The 24902-nt window shown below is 69.6% G+C and carries 24 protein-coding genes and 1 tRNA gene; 14 read left to right on the forward strand and 11 right to left on the reverse strand.

The genetic code is table 11. The annotated features are described in order from the left end of the window. Positions 1 to 19: 19 nt before the first annotated feature. The 3 genes from UYS_RS0212755 to UYS_RS0212765 form a co-directional block, all read right to left on the reverse strand. A complete protein-coding gene (locus UYS_RS0212755) occupies positions 20 to 1786 on the reverse strand; it encodes a bifunctional diguanylate cyclase/phosphodiesterase (RefSeq protein ID WP_016855909.1) in 1767 nt (588 codons plus the stop codon). A gap of 254 nt (positions 1787 to 2040) precedes the next feature. After that, positions 2041 to 2787, reverse strand: coding sequence for a sulfite exporter TauE/SafE family protein (locus UYS_RS0212760; RefSeq protein ID WP_016855910.1), 747 nt, complete (start codon positions 2785 to 2787; stop codon positions 2041 to 2043). A gap of 194 nt (positions 2788 to 2981) precedes the next feature. Beyond that, positions 2982 to 3058, reverse strand: a tRNA-Arg gene (locus UYS_RS0212765). Between the two features lie 233 nt (positions 3059 to 3291). On the opposite strand from UYS_RS0212765, the gene UYS_RS0212770 reads away from it, so the two are divergent. Beyond that, on the forward strand, positions 3292 to 4443 hold the full coding sequence (locus tag UYS_RS0212770) for a baeRF3 domain-containing protein (protein ID WP_016855911.1): 1152 nt from the start codon (positions 3292 to 3294) through the stop codon (positions 4441 to 4443). A gap of 262 nt (positions 4444 to 4705) precedes the next feature. Next, the gene (locus tag UYS_RS0212775; RefSeq protein WP_016855912.1) at positions 4706 to 5473 is read left to right on the forward strand and encodes a c-type cytochrome; all 768 of its coding nucleotides are present in this window, start codon (positions 4706 to 4708) and stop codon (positions 5471 to 5473) included. Positions 5474 to 5569: 96 nt separating this feature from the next. Here UYS_RS0212775 and rep read toward each other — a convergent pair whose 3' ends face one another. From rep to pyrE, 3 genes are all read right to left on the reverse strand, one after another. Next, a complete protein-coding gene (rep, locus tag UYS_RS0212780) occupies positions 5570 to 7627 on the reverse strand; it encodes a DNA helicase Rep (protein WP_016855913.1) in 2058 nt (685 codons plus the stop codon). Further along, on the reverse strand, positions 7624 to 8145 hold the full coding sequence (gene trmL, locus UYS_RS0212785; RefSeq protein ID WP_016855914.1) for a tRNA (uridine(34)/cytosine(34)/5-carboxymethylaminomethyluridine(34)-2'-O)-methyltransferase TrmL: 522 nt from the start codon (positions 8143 to 8145) through the stop codon (positions 7624 to 7626). Before trmL ends, rep begins: the two co-directional genes overlap by 4 nt. A gap of 111 nt (positions 8146 to 8256) precedes the next feature. Beyond that, positions 8257 to 8937 carry an orotate phosphoribosyltransferase gene (gene pyrE / locus UYS_RS0212790; protein WP_016855915.1) on the reverse strand — a complete coding sequence of 227 codons (681 nt, stop codon included), beginning with the start codon at positions 8935 to 8937 and terminating at the stop codon, positions 8257 to 8259. A 91-nt stretch (positions 8938 to 9028) separates the two neighbouring features. On the opposite strand from pyrE, the gene UYS_RS0212795 reads away from it, so the two are divergent. Then, on the forward strand, positions 9029 to 9796 hold the full coding sequence (locus tag UYS_RS0212795; protein ID WP_016855916.1) for an exodeoxyribonuclease III: 768 nt from the start codon (positions 9029 to 9031) through the stop codon (positions 9794 to 9796). A 136-nt stretch (positions 9797 to 9932) separates the two neighbouring features. Here UYS_RS0212795 and rph read toward each other — a convergent pair whose 3' ends face one another. Next, complete coding sequence (gene rph, locus UYS_RS0212800; protein WP_016855917.1) at positions 9933 to 10670, reverse strand: ribonuclease PH; 738 nt, start codon at positions 10668 to 10670, stop codon at positions 9933 to 9935. Between the two features lie 110 nt (positions 10671 to 10780). Between rph and UYS_RS0212805 the strand changes: the two genes are divergently transcribed. From UYS_RS0212805 to thpR, 7 genes are all read left to right on the forward strand, one after another. Further along, positions 10781 to 11644 carry a YicC/YloC family endoribonuclease gene (locus UYS_RS0212805; protein WP_016855918.1) on the forward strand — a complete coding sequence of 288 codons (864 nt, stop codon included), beginning with the start codon at positions 10781 to 10783 and terminating at the stop codon, positions 11642 to 11644. A gap of 121 nt (positions 11645 to 11765) precedes the next feature. Next, positions 11766 to 12962 (forward strand): MFS transporter, encoded by a 1197-nt coding sequence (locus UYS_RS0212810; protein WP_016855919.1) that lies wholly within the window; start codon positions 11766 to 11768, stop codon positions 12960 to 12962. A 79-nt stretch (positions 12963 to 13041) separates the two neighbouring features. Next, entirely contained in the window at positions 13042 to 13656 is a 615-nt protein-coding gene (gene gmk / locus UYS_RS0212815) for a guanylate kinase (protein WP_016855920.1), read from the forward strand. 126 nt (positions 13657 to 13782) lie between these two features. Beyond that, the gene (gene rpoZ, locus UYS_RS0212820) at positions 13783 to 14046 is read left to right on the forward strand and encodes a DNA-directed RNA polymerase subunit omega (protein ID WP_016855921.1); all 264 of its coding nucleotides are present in this window, start codon (positions 13783 to 13785) and stop codon (positions 14044 to 14046) included. Between the two features lie 54 nt (positions 14047 to 14100). Then, positions 14101 to 16233, forward strand: coding sequence for a RelA/SpoT family protein (locus tag UYS_RS0212825; RefSeq protein WP_016855922.1), 2133 nt, complete (start codon positions 14101 to 14103; stop codon positions 16231 to 16233). A 90-nt stretch (positions 16234 to 16323) separates the two neighbouring features. After that, positions 16324 to 16713 (forward strand): RidA family protein, encoded by a 390-nt coding sequence (locus UYS_RS0212830; RefSeq protein ID WP_016855923.1) that lies wholly within the window; start codon positions 16324 to 16326, stop codon positions 16711 to 16713. Positions 16714 to 16882: 169 nt separating this feature from the next. Continuing rightward, a complete protein-coding gene (thpR, locus tag UYS_RS17410) occupies positions 16883 to 17440 on the forward strand; it encodes an RNA 2',3'-cyclic phosphodiesterase (protein WP_016855924.1) in 558 nt (185 codons plus the stop codon). On the opposite strand, the gene UYS_RS0212840 is transcribed toward thpR, so the two are convergent. After that, positions 17437 to 18312 carry an SDR family oxidoreductase gene (locus tag UYS_RS0212840; RefSeq protein WP_016855925.1) on the reverse strand — a complete coding sequence of 292 codons (876 nt, stop codon included), beginning with the start codon at positions 18310 to 18312 and terminating at the stop codon, positions 17437 to 17439. The two genes, thpR and UYS_RS0212840, sit on opposite strands and share 4 nt — an antisense overlap. A gap of 101 nt (positions 18313 to 18413) precedes the next feature. On the opposite strand from UYS_RS0212840, the gene UYS_RS0212845 reads away from it, so the two are divergent. Together UYS_RS0212845 and recG are read left to right on the forward strand one after the other, a co-directional pair. Beyond that, complete coding sequence (locus tag UYS_RS0212845; protein ID WP_016855926.1) at positions 18414 to 19334, forward strand: hydrogen peroxide-inducible genes activator; 921 nt, start codon at positions 18414 to 18416, stop codon at positions 19332 to 19334. After that, entirely contained in the window at positions 19331 to 21412 is a 2082-nt protein-coding gene (recG, locus tag UYS_RS0212850) for an ATP-dependent DNA helicase RecG (protein ID WP_016855927.1), read from the forward strand. Before UYS_RS0212845 ends, recG begins: the two co-directional genes overlap by 4 nt. Positions 21413 to 21615: 203 nt before the next feature. On the opposite strand, the gene UYS_RS0212855 is transcribed toward recG, so the two are convergent. The 3 genes from UYS_RS0212855 to UYS_RS0212865 form a co-directional block, all read right to left on the reverse strand. Then, the gene (locus UYS_RS0212855) at positions 21616 to 21972 is read right to left on the reverse strand and encodes a hypothetical protein (protein WP_016855928.1); all 357 of its coding nucleotides are present in this window, start codon (positions 21970 to 21972) and stop codon (positions 21616 to 21618) included. A 76-nt stretch (positions 21973 to 22048) separates the two neighbouring features. Further along, entirely contained in the window at positions 22049 to 22324 is a 276-nt protein-coding gene (locus tag UYS_RS0212860) for an HU family DNA-binding protein (protein WP_016855929.1), read from the reverse strand. A 166-nt stretch (positions 22325 to 22490) separates the two neighbouring features. Then, complete coding sequence (locus UYS_RS0212865) at positions 22491 to 23297, reverse strand: FAD-dependent oxidoreductase (protein ID WP_016855930.1); 807 nt, start codon at positions 23295 to 23297, stop codon at positions 22491 to 22493. A gap of 141 nt (positions 23298 to 23438) precedes the next feature. Between UYS_RS0212865 and UYS_RS0212870 the strand changes: the two genes are divergently transcribed. Continuing rightward, positions 23439 to 23915 carry a chorismate lyase gene (locus UYS_RS0212870; protein ID WP_016855931.1) on the forward strand — a complete coding sequence of 159 codons (477 nt, stop codon included), beginning with the start codon at positions 23439 to 23441 and terminating at the stop codon, positions 23913 to 23915. 55 nt (positions 23916 to 23970) lie between these two features. Beyond that, positions 23971 to 24864: a 4-hydroxybenzoate octaprenyltransferase gene (gene ubiA, locus UYS_RS0212875; protein ID WP_016855932.1), complete on the forward strand. Its 894-nt coding sequence runs from the start codon at positions 23971 to 23973 to the stop codon at positions 24862 to 24864. The last annotated feature ends 38 nt before the right edge of the window (positions 24865 to 24902 follow it).

Below are 24902 nucleotides of genomic sequence, written 5' to 3' on the forward strand. Positions count from 1 at the left end.
TCACTTTTCAGCGACAGGCTTACCCGGCGTCCTGTTGACGACGGTCAATGAACAGGCTGTTGCCGGGCTGACGCTTGGCCTGCCCCTTCAGCTCGGCGAGCACATTGCCGATGTCCATGGCGGTCTTCTCTGCCCCGGGCGCGACGGCGTGATAGGCCAGCGACAGCGACATCAGCGGCACGAAGCGCTCACGCCCCTCGCGATCGTGGCCCGGAAAGCCGCCGGCCTCGCGATGCGCCGACGAATAGAACTCTGGCGCGAAGTGTGCGAAGCGCGACAGGATCGCCTCGCAGCGCTCCCGGGCCGATGCCTCCGGCAGCACCAGCATGAAGTCGTCGCCACCCACGTGGCCGACGAAGCCCTCCTCGCCGACTTCCTCCTGCAGCATCCGTCCCAGCGAGAGGATGACCTGGTCGCCCCGGGCATAGCCGTAGGCATCGTTGTAGGCCTTGAAGGCATCGAGGTCGGCATAGACGGCGACGAAGGCGCACCCCCGGGCCAGGCAGGCGGCCAGGGTGTCGTGGATCGCCTCGTTGCCGGGCAGGCCGGTGAGCGGGTTGGCCTGGCGCGCCGTGCGCACCTGGATCGCGGTGATCTCGCGTAGCAGATCGATGATCTGCCCCAGGCCGCGATAGCGGCCCGCGTCGTCGACGATCACGAAGTCGTCCCGGCCCGCCTTGGGCGAACCGGTGATGCGCCGGCTCAGCGCCTCCAGCGGCATCGAGGCCTCGGCCACCAGCATGCGGCGATCCATCAGCTCGTCGATGGCCCGCCGGGCATGCAGCGAGTGGCTGAAGGGATTGGCGAACACGCCCAGGAACTCGTGCTGGCGCACCACGCCCACCGGGCGATCGTCGTCGTCCAGCACCGCCAGGCAGCGCAGTTCCGGATCGTGGCGGAAACGCTCCACCACCTCGGGCACCGGCGTGCCCTGACGCACCGGCTCCAGATGCCGGCACAGCATGGCGGCCGTGGTGCCGAAGGAGCCGGACACCTCCTGGCGCGCCGGCAGGGTGGGCTCGAGCCGGGTCGGCGGATGCCGCGACGGCCGGGCGAAGTGATAGCCCTGCATCAGGGTGCAGTTCATCTCCCACAGGCAGCGCTGCTCGCCGTCGGTCTCGATGCCCTCGGCGATGACCTGGCAGCCGAGGCTCTTCGACACATCGAGCAGCGAGTTCAGGAACTGGCACTTGCCCGGATCGCGATCGATGCCGTGGGCGAAGTGGCGGTCCACCTTGACGAAATCCGGACGCAGCTCGGCCCAGTGACGCAGGCTCGAATAGCCGGCGCCCAGGTCGTCCAGCGCCACCTGGAAGCCCATGCGGCGGTAGTGATCCACGGCCTGGCGCATCAGCGCATAGTCGTGGATCGGCAGGTGCTCGGTGAGCTCGATCACCACCCGCTCCGGCGACAGCCCCACGCCGTCCAGGTAGGCGCGGGTCAGCCCCTCGCGGAAGTCGTGCTCGAGCAGCGAGGCCGGCATCACGTTGAGAAACAGCCGCCCGGGCAGCCCGCCCTGGGCGAAGGCCTCGATGGCCCGCCGGCGGCACAGCAGGTCCAGCGCCAGCAGCCGCCCCGCCTGGCGGGCGCAGTCGAACAGCGCCACCGGCGAGTGCAGCGGCGATCCTTCGGGGCCGCGTGCCAGCGCCTCGTAGCCGAAGATGCCCTGGCAGCCGGCATCGACGATGGGCTGGAACAGCGGCGTGATCGCGCCCTCGTCGAGTATCCGCGCCAGCTCGTCGAGCTGTTCGGCCGTCGCCTGCTCTGACCGATCTCCGTTCTGCATGGCGCCTCCTTTTCAGGTCGCAGGGGCCGGTACATGTACGCCTTAGACTGCTCGACGAGAGCTCCGAATACTGAGCTGGGGAGTCACAACACCAAATTGGCGAGCCGGACATCTTGCCGCTACGGGGATAAGCCTGCTTGGCGGTATCCTGAATGATGTTATATCAGTGTTTGATGTCTTTAAGATGGCAACGGTCACTGTCAGAGTTCGGCAGGCTACCGCCCAACTTAAAACCTCGGCCTCGAGCACCCAGCCTACCCCAGCGCCTTGACGATCAGCTGCACGCCGACGATCGCCATGGCCAGCACCACCAGCCGGTAGAACAGCCGCTCGTTGACGCGATGCTGCAGCCACAGGCCGCTGCGCACCCCCGCCCAGGCCACCGGCACCAGCACCAGCGAGGCCCAGATGCTGGTCAGGTTGATCTCGCCGAGCACCAGGTAGGGCGGCAGCTTCATCAGATTGACGGAGGCGAACATCAGGGTCGTGGTGGCGATGAAGGTCATCTTGGGCAGGTGACGCGGCACCAGATAGAGGTTCATCGGCGGCGCCCCGGCATGGGCGATGAAGCTGGTGATCCCGGTGGCGATCCCCGCCGGCCAGGCCCAGAAGGCGCGGATCGGCCGCGACGAGGCGGGCTTGGCGATCATGTAGGCGACGAACAGCAACGAGATCACGCCCAGCAGCAGGCGCACGTGATCCTCGTTCAGGCTGCCCGCTACCAGGCTCGCCGCCGCCACGCCGATGGCCAGCCCCGGCAGCAGACGCTTCACCTCGGCCATGTCCTGATGCCCCCACCAGGCCTTCACCGCCAGCGCATCCATCACCAGCAGCAGCGGCAGCAGCAGGCCCGCCGCCTCGATGGGCCCGATGGCCAGCGCCATCAGCGGGACCGAGAGGGTGCCGAAGCCGCCGGCGAAACCGCCCTTGGAGACACCGGTGAGATAGGTGGAGAGCACGATCAGCGTCCAGGCGAGCCAGGAGTAGTCGGGCAGGGTCATGTGCGCATCCTTGTGCCCCGCATCGGTCGGCGGGTTCTCATTGCGGTGAGCCAGTCGGAGAGCATACCGGGCCGAGCACGTCTCTTTCATCTCGCGCGGCCGGCAAAGGGGGTGTGGATAACGAGGCGCTGTGGACAAAGGCGAGGCGAACGAAAAAGGGCCCACGGATAACCGTGGGCCCTTTCGAGATTCGGTGGCGCGCCCTAAAGGATTCGAACCTTTGACCTTCGCCTCCGGAGGGCGACGCTCTATCCAGCTGAGCTAAGGGCGCGCGGTGCTCGAGGGCTGGCGCCACCGAGCGAGGCACATCCTACCTTGCCGCCTGTCGACTGTCTAGCCGTGACGCGGCCCTGGCCGGGCGGCAGACGGCGTCTCTCGGCGCCGGCGGGGCGAGAGACGCGTGCGCGAAATGTGCAAACGATACCGACGCCTTGAATTCCCCGGTGCTCATCGTCAGGTCATGGAGGACAAGGATGACATCAACCGAGAACTCAGGAGTGCTCCATGGCTAACGCAACAGCGACGGCAAACGAGACTCAGGCACCGGTACTTCAATGGCAGGACATCGACGGGCTGCTCGAGGCGAAGGAATCGCCGTGCATCAGTCTCTACGTTCCCACCACCCCCGTCTCCAACTATCGCGAGGAAAACCGAATCCTCTACAAGGATCAGATCAAGGAGGCGGCACACGAGCTCGAGCGTCAGGACATCGACAAGTCGCTGCGCGCCGAGCTGATCGAACGACTGGAAAGCGTCGGCACGGACGAGGCCTTCTGGACCCACCAGCAGAATGGCCTGGCGGTCTTCGTCTCGCCCGAGCGCTTCGAGGTCAGGAAGATGATGACCCGCCCCGAGAAGGCCCAGGCCATCGTGGGCGATGCCTTCCACCTGCGCCCCGCGCTGCGCGAGGCCTCCCACTGGATGCAGTACCGCGTGCTGTGCGTCAGTCTGCATGACGTGGCGCTGTACGACGGCAACCAGGACCAGCTGACCGAGGTGGCGCTGCACAGCAACGTGCCGCGGGGCATGGGCGAGGCGCTGGGCAAGACCGAGACCTCGGCCAACCGCAAGGACGGCGACCGCAGCGGCGACGACAGCACGGACCTCAAGCAGTACTTCCAGGCCGTCGACAAGGCCATCCGCGACCATCACGCCGATCCCCGGCAGCGCCCGCTGGTGCTGGCCATGGTCGCCGAGCATCAGGGCCTGTTCCGCGAGGTCAGCGAGCATCCCCAGCTTCTCGAGCAGGGCGTGGATCAGGAGCCCTTCGAGGCGATTCGCCAGCACCGGCTGAGCGAACTCTCCCGCGAGGTGGCCCAGCGCGCCACGCGCACCGACCTCGAACGCCTCATCGAGCAGTACCAGCAGAAGGCCGCCCAGGGCGAAGGCGAGAGCGATCTCGAGCAGATCGCCTACTCGGCCACCATCGGCCAGGTCGGCACACTGCTGATCGACGAGGAGGCCCGCATCGAGGGCACCGTCGATAGCGAAGGCGGCAGGGTCGACTACGATCGCACCGGCTCGGAGGACGTGCTCGACGCGGTCGCGCGGCACGTCATCAACACCGACGGCGACGTGGTCTTCGTGCCCAGCGAGCTGATGCCCGGCAACAGCGGCGCGGCGGCCATCCTGCGCTACGCCATGGAGCCGGTGTAAGTGCCGATATCGGCGCCGCGGTAGGCCGCGGCCCCCACGGGGCATCCCGGGCGATGCCCCGAACCAGGTCCACCAGCGGCGGCCCTCGGGTCGCCGCTGCTGCGTTGGCCTCCGCGGCTCCCCCCGCTGGCTTCCCTCACCGGCCTCGTTCGCCGCGCAGTTGATCGGCGACATTTTCCGGGCGGGGGACTGTCGCTATACTGCGCCCATCACGCCGCCGTCCGTGATCCGATAACAAGACCGTCAATGAGAGGTGGTGAGAGTGAATGCCAGCAAGCTGATCCTGGGATGCCTGACGTTGCTCGGCCTGGTGACCGCGGCCTCGGCCCATGCCCAGCAGGAGGTGGACCGCGAGGCCCTCGCCGAGCGCCTGGCGCCGGTGGGCCAGCTGTGCCTGGAGGGCGAGGACTGCGGCACCGCCATGGCCTCGGCCGGCGCCGGCGACACCGGCACCGCCGGCGATGCCATCGACGGCGAGGGCATCTATGGCAGCATCTGCATGGCCTGCCACGAGACCGGTGCCGCCGGCTCCCCGATCCGCGGCGACGAGGCGGCCTGGGCCGAGCGCACCGGCAAGGGCTTCGCCACCCTGCTCGACCACGCCCTCAACGGCTTCAACGCCATGCCGGCCCGCGGCGGCAATCCCAACCTTTCGGATGCGGAGGTGCGCGCCGCGGTGGCCTATCTGGTCGAGCCGGTGATGGACGTGCCGGCCGCCGACGACACCGCGGCCGCGCCCGACGAAGACGCCAGCGCCACCGCCAGTGACGCGGCGCCGGCCGAGAGCGGCGCGGACGGCGAGGCCCTCTACGCCAGCGCGCCCTGCGCCGCCTGCCATGCCGCCGGCGTCGCCGGGGCGCCCAAGCTCGGCGACACCGAGGCCTGGGCACCGCGCATCGACAAGGGCATGGAGACCCTCTACGCCAGCGCCATCAACGGCATCGGCACCATGCCGCCCAAGGGCGGCGCCGGCCTGCCCGACGAGGAGATCAAGGCCATCGTCGACTACATGGTCGGCGAGGCACAGTGACGCTCGCGCCAGGCCGGCAACGACGGAAACGGTAGACATAAAAAAGCGGGGCGCCCGGTGGCGCCCCGCTCGTCGTTCCGCTGGCCTGGATCGCCGTCAGTTCAGCAGCGAGCGCAGCCCGGCGATGGCGTCCTTGCCGCGGGCCTGCTTCTTCTCCGGGTCCTCGCGGTCGGCCCGGCCTTCCCACTCCAGGGCGTCTTCCGGCAGCTCGTCGAGGAAGCGGCTCGGCGTGCAGTCCATCAGCTCGCCGTAGGCCTTGCGCTGGCGCGCCAGGGTCATGGTCAGGGTGCGCCGCGCCCGGGTGATGCCCACGTAGGCCAGGCGCCGCTCCTCCTCGACCGTGCCCACCTCGATGGCGTTGCGGTGCGGCAGCAGCTCCTCCTCCAGCCCCATCAGGTAGACGTGGGGAAACTCGAGGCCCTTGGAGGCGTGCATGGTCAAGAGCTGCACGCGGTCGGAGTCGTCCTCCTCGGCCTGCTGCTCGAGGATGTCGCGCAGCACCAGCCGCGAGATCGCCGCCTCCACGCCGTCGGTCTCGGTGGCCGTGCTGGCGGTGTCCTCGTCGGGGTCGGCGCCCATCGACTTCTCGAGCTGGTCGATCAGCGTCCAGACGTTGGCCATGCGCCGCTCGGCGATGGTCGGCGCGCTGGCGTTCTGGTAGAGCCAGGCCTCGTAGTCCATCTCGCGCAGCATGTCGCGGATGGCCTCGATGGCATCGCCGCCGTCCATGCGCCGGCGCACGCCCTCGATGAAGTGGGTGAATCTCCCCAGCCTTTCGACGGCTCTCACCGGCAGCAGCTCGGCCAGCCCCAGCTCCTGGCAGGCGGCGAACAGCGAGCCGCCACGCTCGGTGGCGTAGTTGGCGAGCTTCTCCAGGGTGCTGGGGCCGATCTCGCGGCGCGGCACGTTGACGATGCGCAGGAAGGCGTTGTCGTCGGCCGGATTGATCAACAGCCGCAGGTAGGCCATGGCGTCCTTGATCTCGTTGCGCGAGAAGAAGGAGGTGCCGCCGGAGAGCTTGTAGGGAATCTGGTAGTGCTGCAGCTTCAGCTCCAGCAGCCGGGCCTGGAAGTTGCCGCGGTAGAGCACCGCGAAGTCGCGCCATTCGGCGCGCTCCTTGATGCGCCGGGTGAGGATCTCGCTGGCCACCCGCTCGGCCTCGGCCTCCTCGTGGCGATTGACCACCACCCGGATCGCCGCGCCCTGCCCCATGTCCGACCACAGGGTCTTCTCGTAGACGTGGGGGTTGTTGGCGATCAGGGTGTTGGCCGCGCGCAGGATGGTGCCGGTGGAGCGGTAGTTCTGCTCCAGCTTGATCACGTTCAGGCGCGGGAAGTCCTCGCCCAGGGTCACCAGGTTCTCGGGCCGCGCGCCACGCCAGGCATAGATCGACTGGTCGTCGTCGCCGACCACGGTGAAGGTCTGGCGCTCGGCCATCAGCAGCTGCACCAGCTGGTACTGGCTGACGTTGGTGTCCTGATACTCGTCGACCAGCATGTAGTGGATGCGTTTGCGCCACCGAGAGAGGGCCTCGGGGTCGTCGCGCAGCAGGGTCACCGGCAGCAGGATCAGGTCGTCGAAGTCGACCGCGTTGTAGGCCTTGAGGTGGCGGCCGTAGGCCTCGTAGACCCGGGCGGCGAACAGCTCGTCCTCGCTGTTGGCATGAGAGAGCGCCTGGCCGGGCAGCACCAGGTCGTTCTTCCAGTTGGAGATGGTCGCCTGGACCTGGTTGATCGCCTCGGCGTCGACCTGGGCGTCCTTGTTCATCAGGTCGCGCAGCAGCGCCTTGGCATCCTCGGGGTCGAACAGCGAGAAGCCCGGCTTGTAGCCCAGCGCCTTGAGCTCGCCGCGGATGATGTTGAGGCCGAGGGTGTGGAAGGTCGACACCGTCAGGCCGTGACCCTGGCGGCCCTGGAGCATCTTGCCGACCCGCTCCTTCATCTCGCGGGCGGCCTTGTTGGTGAAGGTCACCGCGGCGATGCGCCGGGCGCTCATGCCGCACTCCTGCACCAGGTAGGCGATCTTGGTGGTGATCACGCTGGTCTTGCCCGAGCCGGCGCCGGCCAGCACCAGGCAGGGCCCGTCGATGGCGCGCACCGCCTCCTGCTGGCGCGGGTTGAGCTTGGCGATGCGACTGGCGATGCTCTCGGTCATGCGTCACTCCTCGGCGCGGCGATCGACTCGCTTTCGGGAAGCGCGGCCCCCGGAAGGCCGGCCCCCACGAATTCCAGCTGTCGCCAGGCCTCGAAGACCAGCACCGCGGCGGCGTTGGACAGATTCAGGCTGCGGCTCTCGGCCAGCATGGGAATGCGCAGGCGCTGCGATTCGGGCAGGGCGTCGAGCATCGCCTGGGGCAGGCCGCGGGTCTCGGGGCCGAATACCAGGGCGTCGCCCTCGCAGTAGGCCGGCTCGTGGTAGCCGGTGCGGCCGCGGGTCGAGACCGCGAATACCCGCCTCGGCGCCACCTCGGCGAGGAAGGCCGCCCAGTCGGCATGCACCCGCACCCGGGCCCACTCATGATAGTCGAGGCCGGCGCGGCGCAGCCGCTTGTCGTCGAGGGTGAAGCCCAGCGGCTCGATCAGGTGCAGCCGGAAGCCGGTGTTGGCGCACAGGCGGATCAGGTTGCCGGTGTTGGGCGGGATCTCGGGCTGGTAGAGCACCACGTCGAGCATCGATGACTCCTGTAGACGGCGGGGAGGACAGGGCCGCCAACGCACTCGGGCCCCGAAACGGGGCCCGAGGCAGCGAGCGGGCGGCCGGTCTCGGCGCCCTGGCGGGCGGGCTCAGTCGCCCGCGATGCCGTAGCGGTCGCGATAGGCGCGGATCGCCTCGGCGTGGCCGCGCAGTTCGTCGCCGGCATGGACCTCGAGGTACTCGAGCACCATGTCCAGGGTGACGATGCTCACCACCGGCATGCCGTAGGCGGCCTCGACCTGCTGGATGGCGCTGCGCGGGTCGCTGTCGTCGCCGCCGCGCTCCTGGCGGTCCAGCGCCACCACCACGCCGGCGGCCTCGGCGCCGGCGTCCCCGATCAGCCCCATCACCTCGCGGATCGCGGTGCCGGCGGTGATGACGTCATCGATGATCAGGATGCGGCCGGCCAGCGCCGCGCCGACGATGTTGCCGCCTTCGCCGTGGGCCTTGGCCTCCTTGCGATTGAACGCATAGGGCAGGTCGCGGTCATGATGATCCGCCAGCGCCACCGCGGTGGTCGCGGCCAGGGGAATGCCCTTGTAGGCCGGGCCGAACAGCACGTCGGCCTCGAGGCCGCTGTCGGCGATGGCCTGGGCATAGAAACGGCCCAGCTTCGCCAGGGCGCGGCCGCTCTTGAACAGGCCGGCGTTGAAGAAGTAGGGGCTGGTACGCCCGGACTTGAGGGTGAACTCGCCGAAGCGCAGCACGCCCTGCTCGATGGCGAACTCGATGAAGGCCTGCTGATAGGGTTGCAGGGTCGATGCGGCCACGGAGCCTCCTATCACGTCTATTGGCGGACGCCATTTACCCAAACGTCGAAACGTCGGGTATCATACACGCGCGACGCAAAAGGGACCATGTATGAAAATCGCCACCATCAATGTGAATGGCATCCGAGAGGCGGTGGGTCGGGGCTTTCTCGACTGGCTGGCCAACCAGGATGCCGATGTCGTCTGCGTGCAGAATCTCAAGGCCAAGAGCTTCGAGCTCGACGACAGCATCCTCTATCCGGAAGGCTACGAGGGCTACTTCCTCGATGCCGAGCAGGACGGCTTCTCGGGCGTCGGCCTGTACTGCCGCAAGATCCCCAAGGCGATCATGTATGGCCTCGGCTTCCCGCAGTGCGACCACGAGGCACGCTTCCTGCAGGCCGACTACGACCGTTTCAGCATCGCCAGCTTCCTGATGCCCGACGGCAGCGATCCGGCCGCCAAGCAGGCCTTCATGGCCCAGTACCAGGAATACCTGTCGAAGATGGCCCGCAAGCGCCGCGAGTACATCATCGCCGGCACCTGGCACATCGCCCACAAGACCATCGACCTGGAAAACTGGGCCGATAACCAGACGACCCCCGGCTTCAAGCCCGAGGAGCGCGCCTGGATGGATCAGGTGCTCGGCCCGACCGGCTTCATCGACACCTTCCGCGAGATCAACCGCGATGCCGGCGAGTACACCTGGTGGCCGGCGCTGGATCAGGACCAGCCCCGCGAACGCCAGGAAGGCTGGCGCATCGACTACCAGCTGGTCGGCCCCAACTTCCGCCGCCACGTGGTGGACGCCTGGATCGACTACGACGCGACCTTCTCCGAGTACGCGCCGCTGATCGTCGAGTACGACCTGCCGCTGTAACGCGTCTCCCTTCGTCGCCGTCATGCCCCGGGCATGACGCAGCACGCCGGCCTGATGGCCGGCGTGCTGCGTTAGGGAACCGCGGATGGTCTGCAACGCTCGCGACGACAATCCGCGTTCCCGGAATGAAGGCTGCTCAGCCGCGGATGCCCAGCGCCTCGCGCTGATGCGCGAACAGCGAGGCCCCGGCCTGCTCCGCCAGGTCGAGCATGGCGTCGAGCTCGGCGCGGCTGTAGGTGCCGGACTCGGCGGTGCCCTGCACCTCGATCAGCCCGCCGCCCTCGGCCATCACCACGTTCATGTCGGTGCCGGCGCGGGAGTCCTCGGGGTAGTCCAGGTCGACCACCGGCACGCCGTTGTAGATGCCCACCGAGACCGAGCCGATCAGCTGATGGAAGGGGTCGGCCTTGATCAGCTTCTCGCGCTGCAGATAGCGCACGGCGTCGATCAGCGCCACGCAGCCGCCGGTGATCGACGCGGTACGGGTCCCGCCGTCGGCCTGGATGACGTCGCAGTCCACGGTGATGGTGTACTCGCCGAGCTTCTTCAGGTTCACCGCCGCGCGCAGCGAGCGGCCGATCAGCCGCTGGATCTCCAGCGTGCGGCCGCCCTGCTTGCCGCGGGTCGCCTCGCGGCCGCCGCGGGTGTGGGTGGCACGGGGCAGCATGCCGTACTCGGCGGTCACCCAGCCCTGCTTCTTGCCGCGCAGCCAGCGCGGCACGCCGGCCTCGACGCTGGCGTTGCACAGCACCTTGGTATCGCCGAACTCGACCAGCACCGAGCCCTCGGCGTGGCGGGTGTAGTCGCGGGTCAGGCGGATCTCGCGGGGCTCGTCAGCGGCGCGCCCGCTGGGGCGCCGGAAGTCCTCGGCCATGTCAGCTCTCTCGCAGTCGGAAATGGATGGCCCGCCATTCTACACGGCCTGAAGGGGGAATCGGTTACACTGACTCGCCCCGACCCCGACCTACCCACAAGGAGCCCGCCATGGTGCACAGCATGACCGCCTTCTCACGGCAGGATCGCGACGCCGACTGGGGCCGGCTGCAACTGGAACTGCGGTCGGTCAACCAGCGCTATCTCGACCCTCACTTCCGCCTGCCCGAGGCCCTGCGCGATCTCGAGCCCGGCTTCCGCGACGGCCTGAGAAGCCGCCTGGCCCGTGGCAAGGTCGAGTGCACGCTGCGCTTCGAGCCCGCCGAGCGCCGCGCCGAGGCCAGCGTCGATCATGCCAAGCTGCGCGCCCTGGGCGCGGCGCTGGGCGAGGTGCGCGAGGCCGTGCCCGAGGCGCCGATGCCCGACGCCCTGGCGCTGCTCGACCATCCCGGCGTGCTCGAGGCGCCCGGGCTCGATCTCGAGGCGATCAAGGCCGAGGCCAACGCCCTGTTCGACGCCGCCCTGGCCGACCTGGTCGCCGGCCGCGCCCGGGAGGGCGAGCAGCTCGCCGAGCTGATCCGCGAGCGGCTGGTCGGCATCCGCGCCCAGGTCGACGAGGTCCGCGGCCTGCTGCCGACGATCCTCGAGCGCCAGCGCGGCCAGCTGCTCGACCGGCTGGCCGAGATGCGCGCCGAGCTCGACCCCCAGCGCCTGGAGGCCGAGCTGGTGCTGCTGGCCCAGAAGGCCGATGTGGCCGAGGAACTCGACCGGCTGGAGACCCACGTCGGCGAGGTCGAGCGCCAGCTCAAGCAGAAGGGCCCGATCGGCCGCCGCCTGGACTTCCTGATGCAGGAGCTCAATCGCGAGGCCAACACCCTGTCATCGAAGTCGGTGGTCGCCGAGACCACTCGCTGCGCGGTGGAGCTCAAGGTGCTGATCGAGCAGATGCGCGAACAGATCCAGAACATCGAGTGAGGCGACACCGCGCCCGCCCTCCGGGCCTCTTCGCTTCCTAACGACATCTGCGTTATACTTTTGTAGTAATTTTACGCGACCCTGACTCCGTCAGGGTCTTTTTTATTTCCCGAGGTCTACCATGTCGACACCCTCTGCCGGCGCCACCGCGCGCCACCCCCGCCTGGCCGAGCTCGCGCTGGCCCTCGGCGGCTTCGGCATCGGCACCAGCGAGTTCGTGATCATGGGCCTGCTGGAGCGGGTCGCCGGCGATCTTCAGGTCGCCGCCGCCGATGTCGGCTACGCCATCTCCAGCTACGCCCTGGGCGTGGTGGTCGGCGCACCGCTGATCTCCGCGCTGGCCGCCCGGGTGCCGCGCCGCACCCTGCTGATCGTGCTGATGCTGGTGTTCGCCGTCGGCAACGTCGCCAGCGCCATGGCCACCTCGTTCTGGCCGTTCGTCGGGCTGCGCTTCCTGGCCGGCCTGCCCCACGGCGCCTACTTCGGCGTTGCCGCGCTGGTCGCGGCCGCCGCGGTGCCCATCGAGCAGCGTGCCCAGGCGGTCAGCCGGGTGATGCTGGGCCTGACCACCGCCATCCTGGTCGGCGCGCCGCTGGCCACCTGGGCCGGCCAGTGGCTGGGCTGGCAGAGCGCCTTCCTCGGCGTCGGCGCCATCGCCCTGACCACCGCCGCGCTGATCCGCCTGTGGGTGCCGAGCCAGGCGCCCGATCCCCATGCCAGCCCCAAGCGCGAGCTCACCGCGCTGGCCAAGCAGCGCGTGCTGTTCACCCTGGGCGTGGCCAGCATCGGCTTCGGCGGCATGTTCGCGGTGTTCAGCTACGTGGTGCCGACCCTCTCCGCCCAGGCCGGCATGCGCGAAGCCATCGGGCCCTGGGTGCTGACGATCTTCGGTGTCGGCACCATCGTCGGCAACCTGGTCGGCGCACGGCTGGCCGACAAGCATCTGCTCAAGGCCATCCCCCGCATCCTGGTGTGGTGCCTGGTGGTGCAGGCCGGCTTCTTCTTCGCCGCCAACCATCTGATCGCCGGCCTGCTGTTCGTCGGCCTGGTGGGCACCAGCATGGCGCTGGGGCCGGCGCTGCAGACCCGGCTGATGGACGTCGCCGGCGATGCCCAGACCATGGCCGCCTCGATGAACCACGCCGCCTTCAACTGCGCCAACGCCCTGGGCGCCTGGCTGGCCGCGGTGGTGATCAAGGGCGGCGCGCCCTGGTCGTCCAGCGGCCTGGTCGGCGCCGTGCTGGCCCTCGGCGGGCTGGCGATGTTCTTCACCGGCCGCTACCTGGAGCGCCGAGAGATCAGGGCCGCCGCGGCCTGAGGCCAAGGCTGGGGCACGGGCACGAAGTGTGCGATACTTCGCGCCCTCCTCCGCAGCCGTCGATATCGCAGGACCCGCCATGCCCCAAGGTACGCTCTTCATCGTCTCCGCCCCCTCCGGCGCCGGCAAGACCAGCCTGGTACGCGAGCTGATCGAACGCCTCGACGGCATCCAGGTCTCGGTGTCGCACACCACCCGGCCGCGCCGCGAAGGCGAGGTCGACGGCGTGAACTATCACTTCGTCGACCGGGCCGAGTTCGAGCGCATGATCGCCGAGGGCGACTTCTTCGAGCATGCCCGGGTGTTCGACAACTACTACGGCACCTCGCGGCGCGCCGTGGAGGAACTGCTGGCCGCCGGCCAGGACGTGATCCTGGAGATCGACTGGCAGGGCGCCCGTCAGGTCCGCGAGCAGCTGCCCCAGGCGGTCTCGATCTTCATCCTGCCGCCCTCGCGCGAGGAGCTGGAGCGTCGCCTGTCCGGCCGCGGCACCGACGAGCACGCCGTGATCGCCGGGCGCATGCGCGAGGCGGTCAGCGAGATGTCGCACTATGACGAGTACGACTACGTGGTGATCAACGACGACTTCACCACCGCCGAGCGCGAGCTTCAGTCGCTGGTCATCGCCCGGCGCCTGAGCGCCGAACGCATCCGCGAACGCCACGCGCCGCTGCTGGCCGCGCTGCTCTCCTGAGCGCGGCCGCGGCGCTTGTCAGGCGAGCCGGGCGTCGAGTAATCTAACCCCTCTATTCATCGGTGAATCCCCGGGGCGCAGCGGCGCCGGCCGGGGCTTCGCCCGTCAGCATTCAGGAAGGCATCCATGGCGCGTGTTACCGTCGAAGACTGTCTGGAAAACGTCGAAAATCGCTTCAAGCTGGTGATGATCTCCACCCAGCGCGCTCGCCAGCTGGCCCGCGGCTCCCGCGATGCCCTGCTGCCCTGGGAAAACGACAAGCCCACCGTGATGGCGCTGCGCGAGATCGCCGACGGCCTGGTCGACTCCAGCGTGCTGGACGAGCCGATCGAAGCCGCCCCGGCGCGTCCGCGCCCCGAAGGCGAACCGGGCATCCCCGCCGAGGAGTGATGCCGGCGTCGCCGCCATCCGCACGGCCATCACGTAACCTTCAGGGCACGCCGCATGTTCACCATCGATGACCTGGCCGACCGCCTCGGCGGCTACCTCCCCCAGGACGAGATCCAGCAGGTCAAGCGTGCCTTCTACTACGCCGAGCAGGCCCACGACGGCCAGCGTCGTCGCTCCGGCGAGCCCTATGTGACCCATCCCCTGGCGGTGGCCAACATCCTGGCCAACATGCACATGGACCATCAGAGCCTGATGGCCGCCATGCTGCATGACGTCATCGAGGACACCGGCGTCTCCAAGCAGGCCCTGGGCGCGCAGTTCGGCGAGGCCGTGGCGGAGCTGGTCGACGGCGTCTCGAAGCTGACCCAGATCACCTTCGAGGACAAGGCCGTCGCCCAGGCCGAGAACTTCCAGAAGATGGTGATGGCGATGTCCCGGGACATCCGGGTGATCATCGTCAAGCTGGCCGACCGGCTGCACAACATGCGCACCCTGGGCGCGCTGCGCCCGGAGAAGAAGCGCCGCATCGCCCGCGAGACGCTGGAGATCTACGCCCGCATCGCCAACCGGCTGGGCATCAACACCATCCGCGTCGAGCTCGAGGACCTCTCGTTCCAGGCCATCCACCCGATGCGCGCCGAGCGCATCAAGCGCGCCGTGGCCAGCGCCCGCGGTCACCGCCGCTCGGCGATCCGCCAGGTCCAGGACACCCTGCAGAACAGCCTCGACGAGGAAGGCCTGAGCGGCTCGGTGATGGGCCGTCAGAAGCACCTGCTGTCGATCTACAAGAAGATGCGCGACCAGAAGAAGTCGTTCGCCGAGATCATGGACGTGTTCGGCTTCCGCATCATCACCGACGACGTCGACAGCTGCTATCGCATCCTCGGCATGGTGCACAACCTCTACAAGCCGGTGCCCGGACGCTTCAAGGACTACATCGCCATCCCCAAGGCCAACGGCTACCAGAGCCTGCATACCACGCTGTTCGGCAGCGGCGGCATGCCCATCGAGGTGCAGATCCGCACCCGCGAGATGGAGGCCATGGCCAACAACGGCATCGCCGCCCACTGGCTGTACAAGGCCGGCCAGACCGATCATCCGATCGCCGAGGGCAGCCACGCCCGGGCCCGCTCCTGGATCAAGGGGCTGCTCGAGATGCAGCGCCACGCCGGGGATTCGCTGGAGTTCATCGAGCACGTCAAGAACGACCTGTTCCCGGACGATATCTACGTGTTCACGCCCAAGGGCGACATCATGGAGCTGCCCCAGGGCGCCACGGTGATCGACTTCGCCTACAGCGTGCACACCGACATCGGCAACAGCTGCATCGCCTGCCGCATCGACCGCCATCTGGCCCCGCTCTCCACCCGGCTCGAGAGCGGCCAGACGCTGGAGATCATCACCGCCCCTGCCGCCAGGCCCAGCTTGGCCTGGCTCAACGTGGTGGTCACCGCCAAGGCGCGCTCGGCCATTCGCCACGCGCTCAAGCACCAGCAGCACACCGAGGCCGTGCAGCTCGGCCGCCGTCTGCTGAACAAGGCGCTGGCGGAGTTCGAGACCAGCCTCGAGGAGCTGCCCGGCGGGCCGATGGCCACGCTGCTGGCCGAGCTCGAACTGAAGAGCCAGGACGCCCTGCTGGAATCGATCGGCCTCGGTGCCCGGGTCGCCCACGTGGCCGCCCGGCGCCTGGTCGACCTGCATCACGGCGAGCAGCTGCCGACCGTGGAGAGCTCGCCCCAGGAGGGGCCGATCGTGATCAGCGGCGCCGAGGGCATGGTGATCAAGTTCGCCCGCTGCTGCCATCCGCTGCCCGGCGACCCGGTCATCGGCCACCTCTCGGTGGGCAAGGGCATCGTCGTCCACCGCACCGAGTGCCGCAACCTGGCCGAGCTCAAGAGCGACCCGGACAAGCTGTTCGCCCTCGAGTGGTCCGATCAGGCCGACGAGGATTTCCCGGTGCCGCTGCGCCTGGAGATCGAGAGCCGCCGCGGACTGGTGGCGGAGCTGGCCAGCCTGGTCACCGACGCCGAAGCCAACATCGAGCGCATCGGCATCGAGGAGCGCGACGCCCGGCTGTCGATCGTCAACCTGACCCTGTCGGTGCGCAACCGCGTACACCTGGCGCGCATCATCAAGCGCCTGCGCAACCTGTCCCACGTCGGCAAGATCACCCGCCTGGGCAATTGAGTCTCAGCGCCCCCGTCCGTCGCGGTCGCGGCGGACGGGGGCGCTGTCATTGGACACCCCCATCATCGCCAACAACACATGGAGCACACCATGAGCAACAAGGCCGTCATCAACACCGACCAGGCACCCGCCGCCATCGGCCCCTACTCCCAGGCCATCAAGGCCGGCAACACCGTCTACATGTCCGGCCAGATCCCGCTGGACCCGGCCACCATGGAGATCGTCTCCGACGACTTCGAGGCCCAGGCCCGCCAGGTCTTCGCCAACCTGAAGGCCGTGGCCGAGGAAGCCGCCGGCGGCCTCAAGGACGTGGTCAAGCTGAACCTCTACCTGGTGGACCTGGACAACTTCGCCATCGTCAACGGCATCATGGAAGAGTTCTTCGACGCGCCCTACCCGGCCCGCGCCGCCGTCGGCGTCAAGGCCCTGCCCAAGGGCAGCCAGGTCGAGGCAGAGGCCGTGCTGGTCATCGGCGACTAAGGAAAGGCTGATTCATTGCTGCGCTCGAGATCCTGGCCGCCGGCGGTGCTCGCTATCCTCATGTAGCAGGCTACACTCCGGTAGCTGCGCTCCGGCGGCGACCAGCCTCTCCTCGCTCGCGACATGAATCCTCGCTTTCCGTTACCTCTCTGAAGAGAGCCTTCCTACCATGCGCCTGTTTCTGGCCCTGGTACCGCCGCCGGCCCTGCGCCGGCGGCTCGGCGTTCTGGCCGATACCGCCCGCTCCCGCTGCGGCGGCCGGCGCATGCCGGACGACAGCGTTCACCTCACGCTCGCCTTCCTCGGCGAGCAGCCCGACGCCCGGGCCACGGCCATCGCCGACTGGCTGACGCGTTTCACCCTGCTTCCCGGCCACTGGCGACTCGACCGCTGGGGCCAATTCCGCCGTCCGGGCATCGTCTGGGTCGGCGGCGCCGAGCCCGATCCGGCACTCGTCGGCCTGCAGCACCAGCTGTGGGAGGGGCTCGAGCGGCTCGGCGTCGAGGGGCGCCCCGAGCGCTTCGTGCCGCATGTCACCCTGCTGCGCCGGGCCGCAAGGCCGCCCGGCCAGGACCTGCCGGCCGTGTCGCTGGACTGGACGTATTCGCGCGTCGAGTTGATCCGCTCGACCGTCACCCCGCGGGGCAGCCGCTATGCGTGCCTGGCGCGCACGCCCGGGCCGCTCCCGGGCGTGTCGGCCGACGGCCGGAGGGAGGAGGGGCGCTAGGTGGTGGCCTCGGGCAGGTAGCCACCCTCGCGCAGCACCTGCAGATAGCCCTCGCGGAAGGTGGGGAAGCGGAAGCGATAGCCGCTCTCGATCAGGCGGGCGTTGTCGCAGCGCTTGCTGGCCCGGCGGCGCAGCGGCGACTGGATGGTCTCGGTGGCCTCGACCTTGAGCTGCTTGGCCAGCCAGGCCATCACCTCGTGGAGCGGCGCCGGCTCGCAGTCGCTGGCCAGATACAGCTCATGCAGCGACTCGCCGGCCTGCGCCCGCCCGATGAGATGGGCCAGCACCCCGGCGCAGTCGTCGCGATGGATGCGGTTGGAGTACATCGGCGGCGTGGCGGCGGCGATGCGCCCCTCGCCGACCTGGCGGATCAGGCGGTCGCGCCCCGGGCCGTAGATGCCGGAGAAGCGCACCACCGTGCCCGGCAGGTCGTGATCAATCAGCGCCTGCTCGGCCTCGCGCATCAGCGCGCCGGAGAAGCCGCCCGGCTCGGTGGGGCTTGCCTCGTCCACCGTCTCGCCGCCCTGCTGGGCGTAGACGCTGGTGGAGGAGACGAAAAAGACGTGCCTCGGCGGGTGCCGGCGGGCGCCGAACTCGGCCAGCACCGCCTTGAGCCCGTCCGGATAGGCCGCCCGATAGGCCTCCTCCTCGAAGCGGTCGGCGCTGACCACGTAGACCAGCACCTCCGCGTCCGGCAGCTCGGCCAGCGCCGCGGCGTCGCCGAGATCCGCCGACACCGCCTTCAGGCCGCTGTCGGCCAGCTTGGCGGCATCGCGGCGCACCCCGATGACCTTGTGGCCGTCCGCCTTGAGCTCCCGGCCCAGCGTCGTGCCGATATCACCACAACCCAGAATCAGCGTCGTTGTCTTCACCTTTCCCTCGCCCCCTGATAAAAAGTCCCTATGACGACCTCGGGGTGCCCTATGGGTGGGGCCCGCGACACATCGACAATCGAGGAAGCCCCGGCACCGAAATGACTCTAACAGAACTCCGTTACATCGTAACCCTGGCCCAGGAACGCCACTTCGGCCGCGCCGCCGAACACTGCTTCGTGTCCCAGCCGACCCTCTCGGTGGCGGTCAAGAAGCTGGAGGAAGAACTGGGCGTGGCACTGTTCGAGCGTTCCAAGTCCACCGTACAGGTCACGCCGCTGGGCGAGAAGATCGTCGAGCAGGCCCAGCGCGTGCTGGAACAGAGCAGCGTGATCAAGGAGCTCGCCAGCGCCGGCCGCGACCAGCTGGCCAGCCCGCTGCGCATCGGTGCCATCTATACCGTCGGCCCCTACCTGTTCCCGCACCTGATCCCGGAGCTGACCCGCCGCGCGCCGCAGATGCCGCTCTACATCGAGGAGGGCTTCACCGGCGAGCTGCGGCGCAAGCTGCGCAGCGGCGAGCTCGACGCCATCATCGTCGCGCTGCCCTTCACCGAGACCGACGTGGTCACCAAGCCCCTCTACGAGGAGGCCTTCGACGTGCTGATGCCGGCCGACCACGCCTGGGCCGAGCGCGAGAGCATCGACAAGGAGAACCTGCTGCAGGAGCGCCTGCTGCTGCTCGGCGAGGGCCACTGCTTCCGCGACCAGATCCTCGAGGCCTGCCCGGCGATCAGCCAGAAGCTCAACAGCCCCAACAACACCCTGACCGCCGAGGGCGGCTCGCTGGAGACCATCCGTCACATGGTCGCCTCGCGGCTCGGCATCACCGTGCTGCCGCGCTCGGCGATCGGCACCGGCCACTACGAGAGCGGCCTGCTCACCAGCCGACCCTTCACGCCGCCCGGCCCCGGGCGCACCGTGGCCATCGCCTGGCGCGCCAGCTTCCCGCGGCCCCAGGCCATCGACGCGGTGACCGACGCCATCGCCCACTGCCGCGCGGCCACGACCGAGCCGGCATGAGCGGCCTCGACGCCCCCGTCACGGACCTCAAGGGCGTCGGCGAGGCGCTGGCCCAGAAGCTGGGCCGCCTGCGCATCGATGCCGTCGCCGACCTGCTGTTCCACCTGCCGCTGCGCTACCAGGATCGCACCCGCATCACCCCCGTCGCCGGCCTCCGCTCCGGCGACGAGGCCGTGGTCGAGGGCGAGGTGATGGCCGCCGACGTGGTGCGCGGCCGCCGCCGCAGCCTGCTGGTGCGGCTGCGCGACGGCTCCGGCATCCTCAGCCTGCGCTTCTTCCACTTCTCGCCGGCCCAGCAGCAGCAGTTCTGCCCCGGCGCCCGGGTGCGCGCCTTCGGCGAGGCCCGGGCCGGCGCCACCGGGCTCGAGATCTACCACCCGGAATATCGCCTGATCGGCGAGGGCGCGCCGGCGGTGGAGGATCACCTCACGCCCATCTACCCGACCACCGAGGGGCTGCACCAGACGCGCCTGCGGGCGCTGATCGACCAGGCCCTGGCCCGGCTCGCGCAGGCCCCCGCGGCGCTGCCGGAATGGCTGCCCGAGTCGCTGCGCCACCAGTACGCCCTGCCCGAGCTGCATGACTGCCTGCGCGAGCTGCACCATCCGCCGCCGGAGGCCGACCCGGATGCGCTGGCCGAGGGCCGCCACCCGGCCGCGCGCCGACTGGCCATGGAGGAGCTCTTGGCCCACCGGCTAAGCCTGCGCGAGGTACGCCTGCGCATCCAGGAGGACGGCGCGCCGGCGCTGTCCGACGGCCGTGGCCTGCAGGCCCGCTTCCTGACCCAGCTGCCCTTCTCGCTGACCGGCGCCCAGCGCCGGGTGCTCGACGAGATCCGCGCCGACCTGGCCGAGGAGCGGCCCATGCTGCGCCTGGTGCAGGGCGACGTGGGCTCGGGCAAGACCGTGGTCGCCGCCATGGCGGCGCTGTCCGCCATCGCCGGCGGCTGCCAGGCGGCCATGATGGCGCCCACCGAGATCCTCGCCGAGCAGCACTATCGCGCCTTCAAGGCCTGGTTCGAGCCGCTCGGCATCGAGGTGGCCTGGCTGGCGGGCAAGCTCAAGGGCAAGGCGCGGCTCGACGCCAAGGCGGCAATCCACGACGGCCGGGCGCAGATGGTGGTCGGCACCCATGCGCTGTTCCAGGGCGATGTCCACTTCCAGCGCCTGGGCCTGGCGATCATCGACGAGCAGCACCGCTTCGGCGTCCACCAGCGCCTGGCGCTGCGCGAGAAGGGCGAGGCCGGCGGCCTGACGCCCCACCAGATGGTGATGACCGCCACGCCGATCCCGCGCACCCTGGCGATGAGCGCCTACGCCGACCTGGACGTCTCGGTGATCGACGAGCTGCCGCCCGGGCGTACCCCGGTGAAGACGGTGGTGGTGCCCGACGAGCGCCGCCCCGAGGTGGTCGAGCGCATCCGCCACGCCTGCGCCGAGGGCCGCCAGGCCTACTGGGTCTGCACCCTGATCGAGGAGTCCGAGGCGCTGCAGTGCCAGGCCGCCGAGGCCAGCCGCGACGAGCTGGTCGAGGCGCTGCCGGAGCTCGCCGTGGGCCTGGTCCACGGGCGCATGAAGGCCACCGAGAAGGCCGAGGTGATGGCCGCCTTCAAGGCCGGCGAGCTGGACCTGCTGGTGGCCACCACGGTGATCGAGGTCGGCGTCGACGTGCCCAATGCCAGCCTGATGATCATCGAGAACCCCGAGCGGCTGGGCCTCTCCCAGCTGCACCAGCTGCGCGGCCGGGTCGGGCGCGGGGCCACCGCGAGCTTCTGCGTGCTGCTCTATCACCCGCCGCTGTCGGATCACTCGCGCAAGCGGCTGACGGTGATGCGCGAGACCAACGACGGCTTCCGCATCGCCGAGCAGGACCTGGAGATCCGCGGCCCCGGCGAGGTGCTGGGCACCCGCCAGACCGGCCTGGCGCAGATGAAGATCGCCGATCTGGAACGCGACGCCGACCTGCTGCCGCGCATCTCGCCGCTGGCCGAGGCGCTGCTGGCCGAGCACCCCGAGGCCAGCCGGCCGCTGATCCGCCGCTGGCTGGGCGAGGAAGCCGGGCGCTACGGGCAGGTCTGACAGCGGCAAGCTGCAAGCTGCAAGCTGCAAGCTGCAAGCTGCAAGCTGCAAGCTGCAAGCTGCAAGCTGCAAGCTGCAAGCTGCAAGCCAGCAGCGTGAAATCGCCGGAAGCAAAAGAAAACCCCGATGGCTCAACCTTCGGGGTTTCTTGTGGCTCGGCGCTTGTGGCTCGGCGCTTGTGGCTCGGCGCTTGTCGCTCGGCGCTACAGGTGCTTCAGCAGGCCCTGCAGGCGGTCGAGGTCCCGGGCGTCGCCGACCAGCCGAACGCGACCGGCCATCATGCCGTCGAGGAAGGCCTTCTGGGTCGGCTTCCTGAGCACCCGGAGCGCCGTGTCCGCGTCCTCGAAGCGCAGCTCCAGGTCGAGATCCACCGGCAGGCCGCTGCCGGTCTCGATGCCTCGGGGCGTCATCCGGTAGTGGCGGGCGATGGCGAGATCCTCGGTGCCGATGCCCCAGTCGAGGCGTTTCAGGTCACCCAGGCGATCGCGAAAGGCGGGCTTGCGCCGCAGCGCACGCTTGAGTAGCACGCCGAGCACCCACAGCATCAGGCGTAGCTTCATCGGAACACCGTTGGCCGGAAAGCGGAAATGAGGGGATGAGGCCGCGCGGCCCGGGGATCGAGCCGCGCGTCGCGCCTTATTTGGCGACGGCGTCCTTGAGGCCCTTGCCGGGCTTGAAGGCCACGGTCTTGCTGGCCGGGATGGTCAGGGATTCGCCGGTCTGGGGGTTCTTGCCGGTGCGGGCGGCACGCTCGCGCACGGTGAAGGTACCGAAACCGATCAGCGAGACATCCTTGCCATCGGACACGCTGCCGGTGATCTCGTCGAGAATGACGTTCAGCACCTGGCTGGCCTTGTCCTTGGACAGATCGGCACGCTCGGCGATCGCCGCGGCGAGTTCTGGTTTGCGCATACAGCCCTCCTGGTTTGACATCCTGCCGATGATCCCATCGGCCGCGTTGTTGTTCGCGCTGATTCATGCACCACCCGCCTGCCATGCCATGTGAGGCAGACGCATGACGCCGTGTGGCAACGCCGCTGCCGGGCCCGGAACTCCGGGGGCGCCGTCGTTGACGTCACTAGCCTAGCAACGGCGGTGCAGCGCGCGCCAGTTCGACTTTCCGACGCACGCAGGCGCCTGTCAACGCAAATCCGATCAAACGTCCGTCTTCATCCTCGGCCAGGGCGGTCAGATCCGCCCCCTCGCCCTCGATGCGCCAGCGGGCGGGCGCACGGGTCGGCGGCAGCGAGACCACCGGCAGCAGCGGCGTCTTCACCAGCACCGGCCAGGGGCCGTAGCGCACCTCGGTGGGCATGCCGGCAAGCGTCGCCGCCAGCGCCTTGGCCCCGGCCTGCAGCGGCTGGACGTACATGGCATTGACGCCGTCGACGCAGGCCACGTCGCCCAGCGCATGGATGCCGGGCGCCGAGGTCGAAAGCCGGCGATCGACGAGGATGCCGGCCGGCCCCACGGCCAGCCCCGCGGCCTCGGCCAGGGCGCTGCGCGGCCGCAGGCCGGTGGCCACCAGCACCAGATCGGCCTCGAGGGCGGTGCCGTCGTCCAGGCCCAGCGCCACCCGCTCGCCCCAGGGCAGCCGCTCGGCGCCGAGGGCCAGGGTGCGCGCGGCCGGATCGATGGCCTCGACCCGGGTGTGCGTGCGCATCGTCACGCCGAGCCGGTCAGCCGCCTCCAGGGCGCTGCGCGAGGCCAGGCGATCCGGCGGCAGGCGCTTGGCGAAGCCGGTGGAGAGCAGCGGCTTGGAGTAGTCCTCGCCGCCGTCGGCGGTGATCAGGGTGATGGGGCGCTCGGGCTGCCGGGCCCGGACCTGGCGCGCCAGGCCCAGCCCGGCCATGCCGGAGCCGATGATGGTCAGGGGTGCGCTCATGGGGCTCCTCGCTGCAGGGGGCGCGACGGGCCGCCATGGTACACTAGCCGCCCCTTGCATTGGACGCGGAGTCGCGCAGTCGAATCACGCCCCGGCCCTTTCGCCCCGCTCGGCGCCCCCCTGGCGGCGGCACGCCCCGCCATGAGCCCGGCCTGGTGGCGCTGGATCGCCACCCGGGGCTCGCTGACCCAGCGGCTGATCGAGGCCGGCGCGCCTCGCCGCTTCCGGGTCAGGCTGCTCGACCAGCGCCTGGGCCGGCCGCGCCGCGACGAGGCCATGGCGCTGGGCACGGCGCCGGACCGCCTGGTCTGGCGGCGCGAGGTCGCGCTGTGTCTCGACGACCGTCCCTGGGTGATGGCGCGCTCGGTGGCCCCGCTCCACGGCCTGCACGGCCAGCGGCTGGCGGGCCTCGGCGAGCGCTCGCTGGGGCACTGGCTGTTCCGCCAGCCCGGCCTCGAGCGCGGCCCCATCGAGGTCAGCGCCGACCCGGCGCCCTTCCACGACGCGCCCGGCCCCTGGGGTCGCCGCTCGGTGCTGCGCCACGGCCGCTTCGCGGTGCTGGTCCAGGAGTTCTTCCTCGACGCCATGGCGGATGACCTGGCCCTGCCGGCGCGATAGGCTGCGTCTGGCATCGCCCGAAACCCGCGTCGTCCGATTCAACCGAGAGACCCACATGGAACGTTCCCTGATGCGCCCCAAGGGGCTGGCCCGGCTGCCCGACTTCCTGCACCTGACGCGCCTCGACCGCCCCATCGGCACCTGGCTGCTGATGTGGCCGACGCTGTGGGCGCTGTGGACGGCGGCCGAGGGCGTTCCCGAGCGCCGGCTGCTGCTGATCTTCGTCGCCGGGGTCTACCTGATGCGGGCCGCGGGCTGCGTGGTCAACGACTACGCCGACCGCCACTTCGACGGCCACGTGAAGCGGACGAAGTCGCGTCCGCTGGCCACCGGACGCATCGGCGAAGGCGAGGCCAAGGGGCTGTTCGCCGGCCTGGTGCTGGCGGCCTTCGTGCTGGTGTGCTTCACCAATGCCTTCACCGTGATGCTGTCGGTGGGCGGCGTGATCCTGGCCTTCGTCTATCCCTTCATGAAGCGCTACACCCATCTGCCCCAGGTGGTGCTGGGCGCGGCCTTCTCGTGGGCCATTCCCATGGCCTTCGGCGCGGTGCTCGGCCATGTGCCGCTGGAGGCCTGGCTGCTGTTCGCCGCCAACGTGCTGTGGACCGTGGCCTACGACACCGAGTACGCCATGGTCGACCGCGACGACGACCTGCGCATCGGCATCAAGTCCACGGCGGTGCTGTTCGGCCGCGCCGACAAGCGGATCATCGGCCTGCTGCAGCTGGCCACGCTCGCCCTGCTGGCCTGGGCCGGCGAGCGCCTCGGCCTCACCGGCTTCTTCTGGCTCGGCCTGGCCGCCATGGCGGCGACCTTCGTCCACCAGCAGCGGCTGATCCGCCACCGCGATCGCGATCGCTGCTTCCAGGCCTTCCTCAACAATCACTGGTCGGGGCTCTTGGTGTTCGCCGGCATCGCGCTGTCGCTGTGGCCGGGCGCCGGCGCATGACGCCGGGCGGGAAAAACCGCGGCGCTGAGCGGGGGCGA

Origin of the sequence: Halomonas smyrnensis AAD6, from assembly GCF_000265245.1 — a bacterium.
Lineage (GTDB): Bacteria > Pseudomonadota > Gammaproteobacteria > Pseudomonadales > Halomonadaceae > Halomonas > Halomonas smyrnensis.

Bases quoted from the DNA above. Each gene is read 5' to 3' on its own strand.
- UYS_RS0212755 (WP_016855909.1), bottom strand. From the start codon at position 1,786: ATGCAGAACGGAGATCGGTCAGAGCAGGCGACGGCCGAACAGCTCGAC.
- UYS_RS0212760 (WP_016855910.1), bottom strand. From the start codon at position 2,787: ATGACCCTGCCCGACTACTCCTGGCTCGCCTGGACGCTGATCGTGCTC.
- UYS_RS0212770 (WP_016855911.1), top strand. From the start codon at position 3,292: ATGGCTAACGCAACAGCGACGGCAAACGAGACTCAGGCACCGGTACTT.
- rep (WP_016855913.1), bottom strand. From the start codon at position 7,627: ATGACCGAGAGCATCGCCAGTCGCATCGCCAAGCTCAACCCGCGCCAG.
- trmL (WP_016855914.1), bottom strand. From the start codon at position 8,145: ATGCTCGACGTGGTGCTCTACCAGCCCGAGATCCCGCCCAACACCGGC.
- UYS_RS0212795 (WP_016855916.1), top strand. From the start codon at position 9,029: ATGAAAATCGCCACCATCAATGTGAATGGCATCCGAGAGGCGGTGGGT.
- rph (WP_016855917.1), bottom strand. From the start codon at position 10,670: ATGGCCGAGGACTTCCGGCGCCCCAGCGGGCGCGCCGCTGACGAGCCC.
- UYS_RS0212805 (WP_016855918.1), top strand. From the start codon at position 10,781: ATGGTGCACAGCATGACCGCCTTCTCACGGCAGGATCGCGACGCCGAC.
- UYS_RS0212810 (WP_016855919.1), top strand. From the start codon at position 11,766: ATGTCGACACCCTCTGCCGGCGCCACCGCGCGCCACCCCCGCCTGGCC.
- gmk (WP_016855920.1), top strand. From the start codon at position 13,042: ATGCCCCAAGGTACGCTCTTCATCGTCTCCGCCCCCTCCGGCGCCGGC.
- rpoZ (WP_016855921.1), top strand. From the start codon at position 13,783: ATGGCGCGTGTTACCGTCGAAGACTGTCTGGAAAACGTCGAAAATCGC.
- UYS_RS0212825 (WP_016855922.1), top strand. From the start codon at position 14,101: ATGTTCACCATCGATGACCTGGCCGACCGCCTCGGCGGCTACCTCCCC.
- UYS_RS0212830 (WP_016855923.1), top strand. From the start codon at position 16,324: ATGAGCAACAAGGCCGTCATCAACACCGACCAGGCACCCGCCGCCATC.
- thpR (WP_016855924.1), top strand. From the start codon at position 16,883: ATGCGCCTGTTTCTGGCCCTGGTACCGCCGCCGGCCCTGCGCCGGCGG.
- UYS_RS0212845 (WP_016855926.1), top strand. From the start codon at position 18,414: ATGACTCTAACAGAACTCCGTTACATCGTAACCCTGGCCCAGGAACGC.
- recG (WP_016855927.1), top strand. From the start codon at position 19,331: ATGAGCGGCCTCGACGCCCCCGTCACGGACCTCAAGGGCGTCGGCGAG.
- UYS_RS0212855 (WP_016855928.1), bottom strand. From the start codon at position 21,972: ATGAAGCTACGCCTGATGCTGTGGGTGCTCGGCGTGCTACTCAAGCGT.
- UYS_RS0212860 (WP_016855929.1), bottom strand. From the start codon at position 22,324: ATGCGCAAACCAGAACTCGCCGCGGCGATCGCCGAGCGTGCCGATCTG.
- UYS_RS0212865 (WP_016855930.1), bottom strand. From the start codon at position 23,297: ATGAGCGCACCCCTGACCATCATCGGCTCCGGCATGGCCGGGCTGGGC.
- UYS_RS0212870 (WP_016855931.1), top strand. From the start codon at position 23,439: ATGAGCCCGGCCTGGTGGCGCTGGATCGCCACCCGGGGCTCGCTGACC.
- ubiA (WP_016855932.1), top strand. From the start codon at position 23,971: ATGGAACGTTCCCTGATGCGCCCCAAGGGGCTGGCCCGGCTGCCCGAC.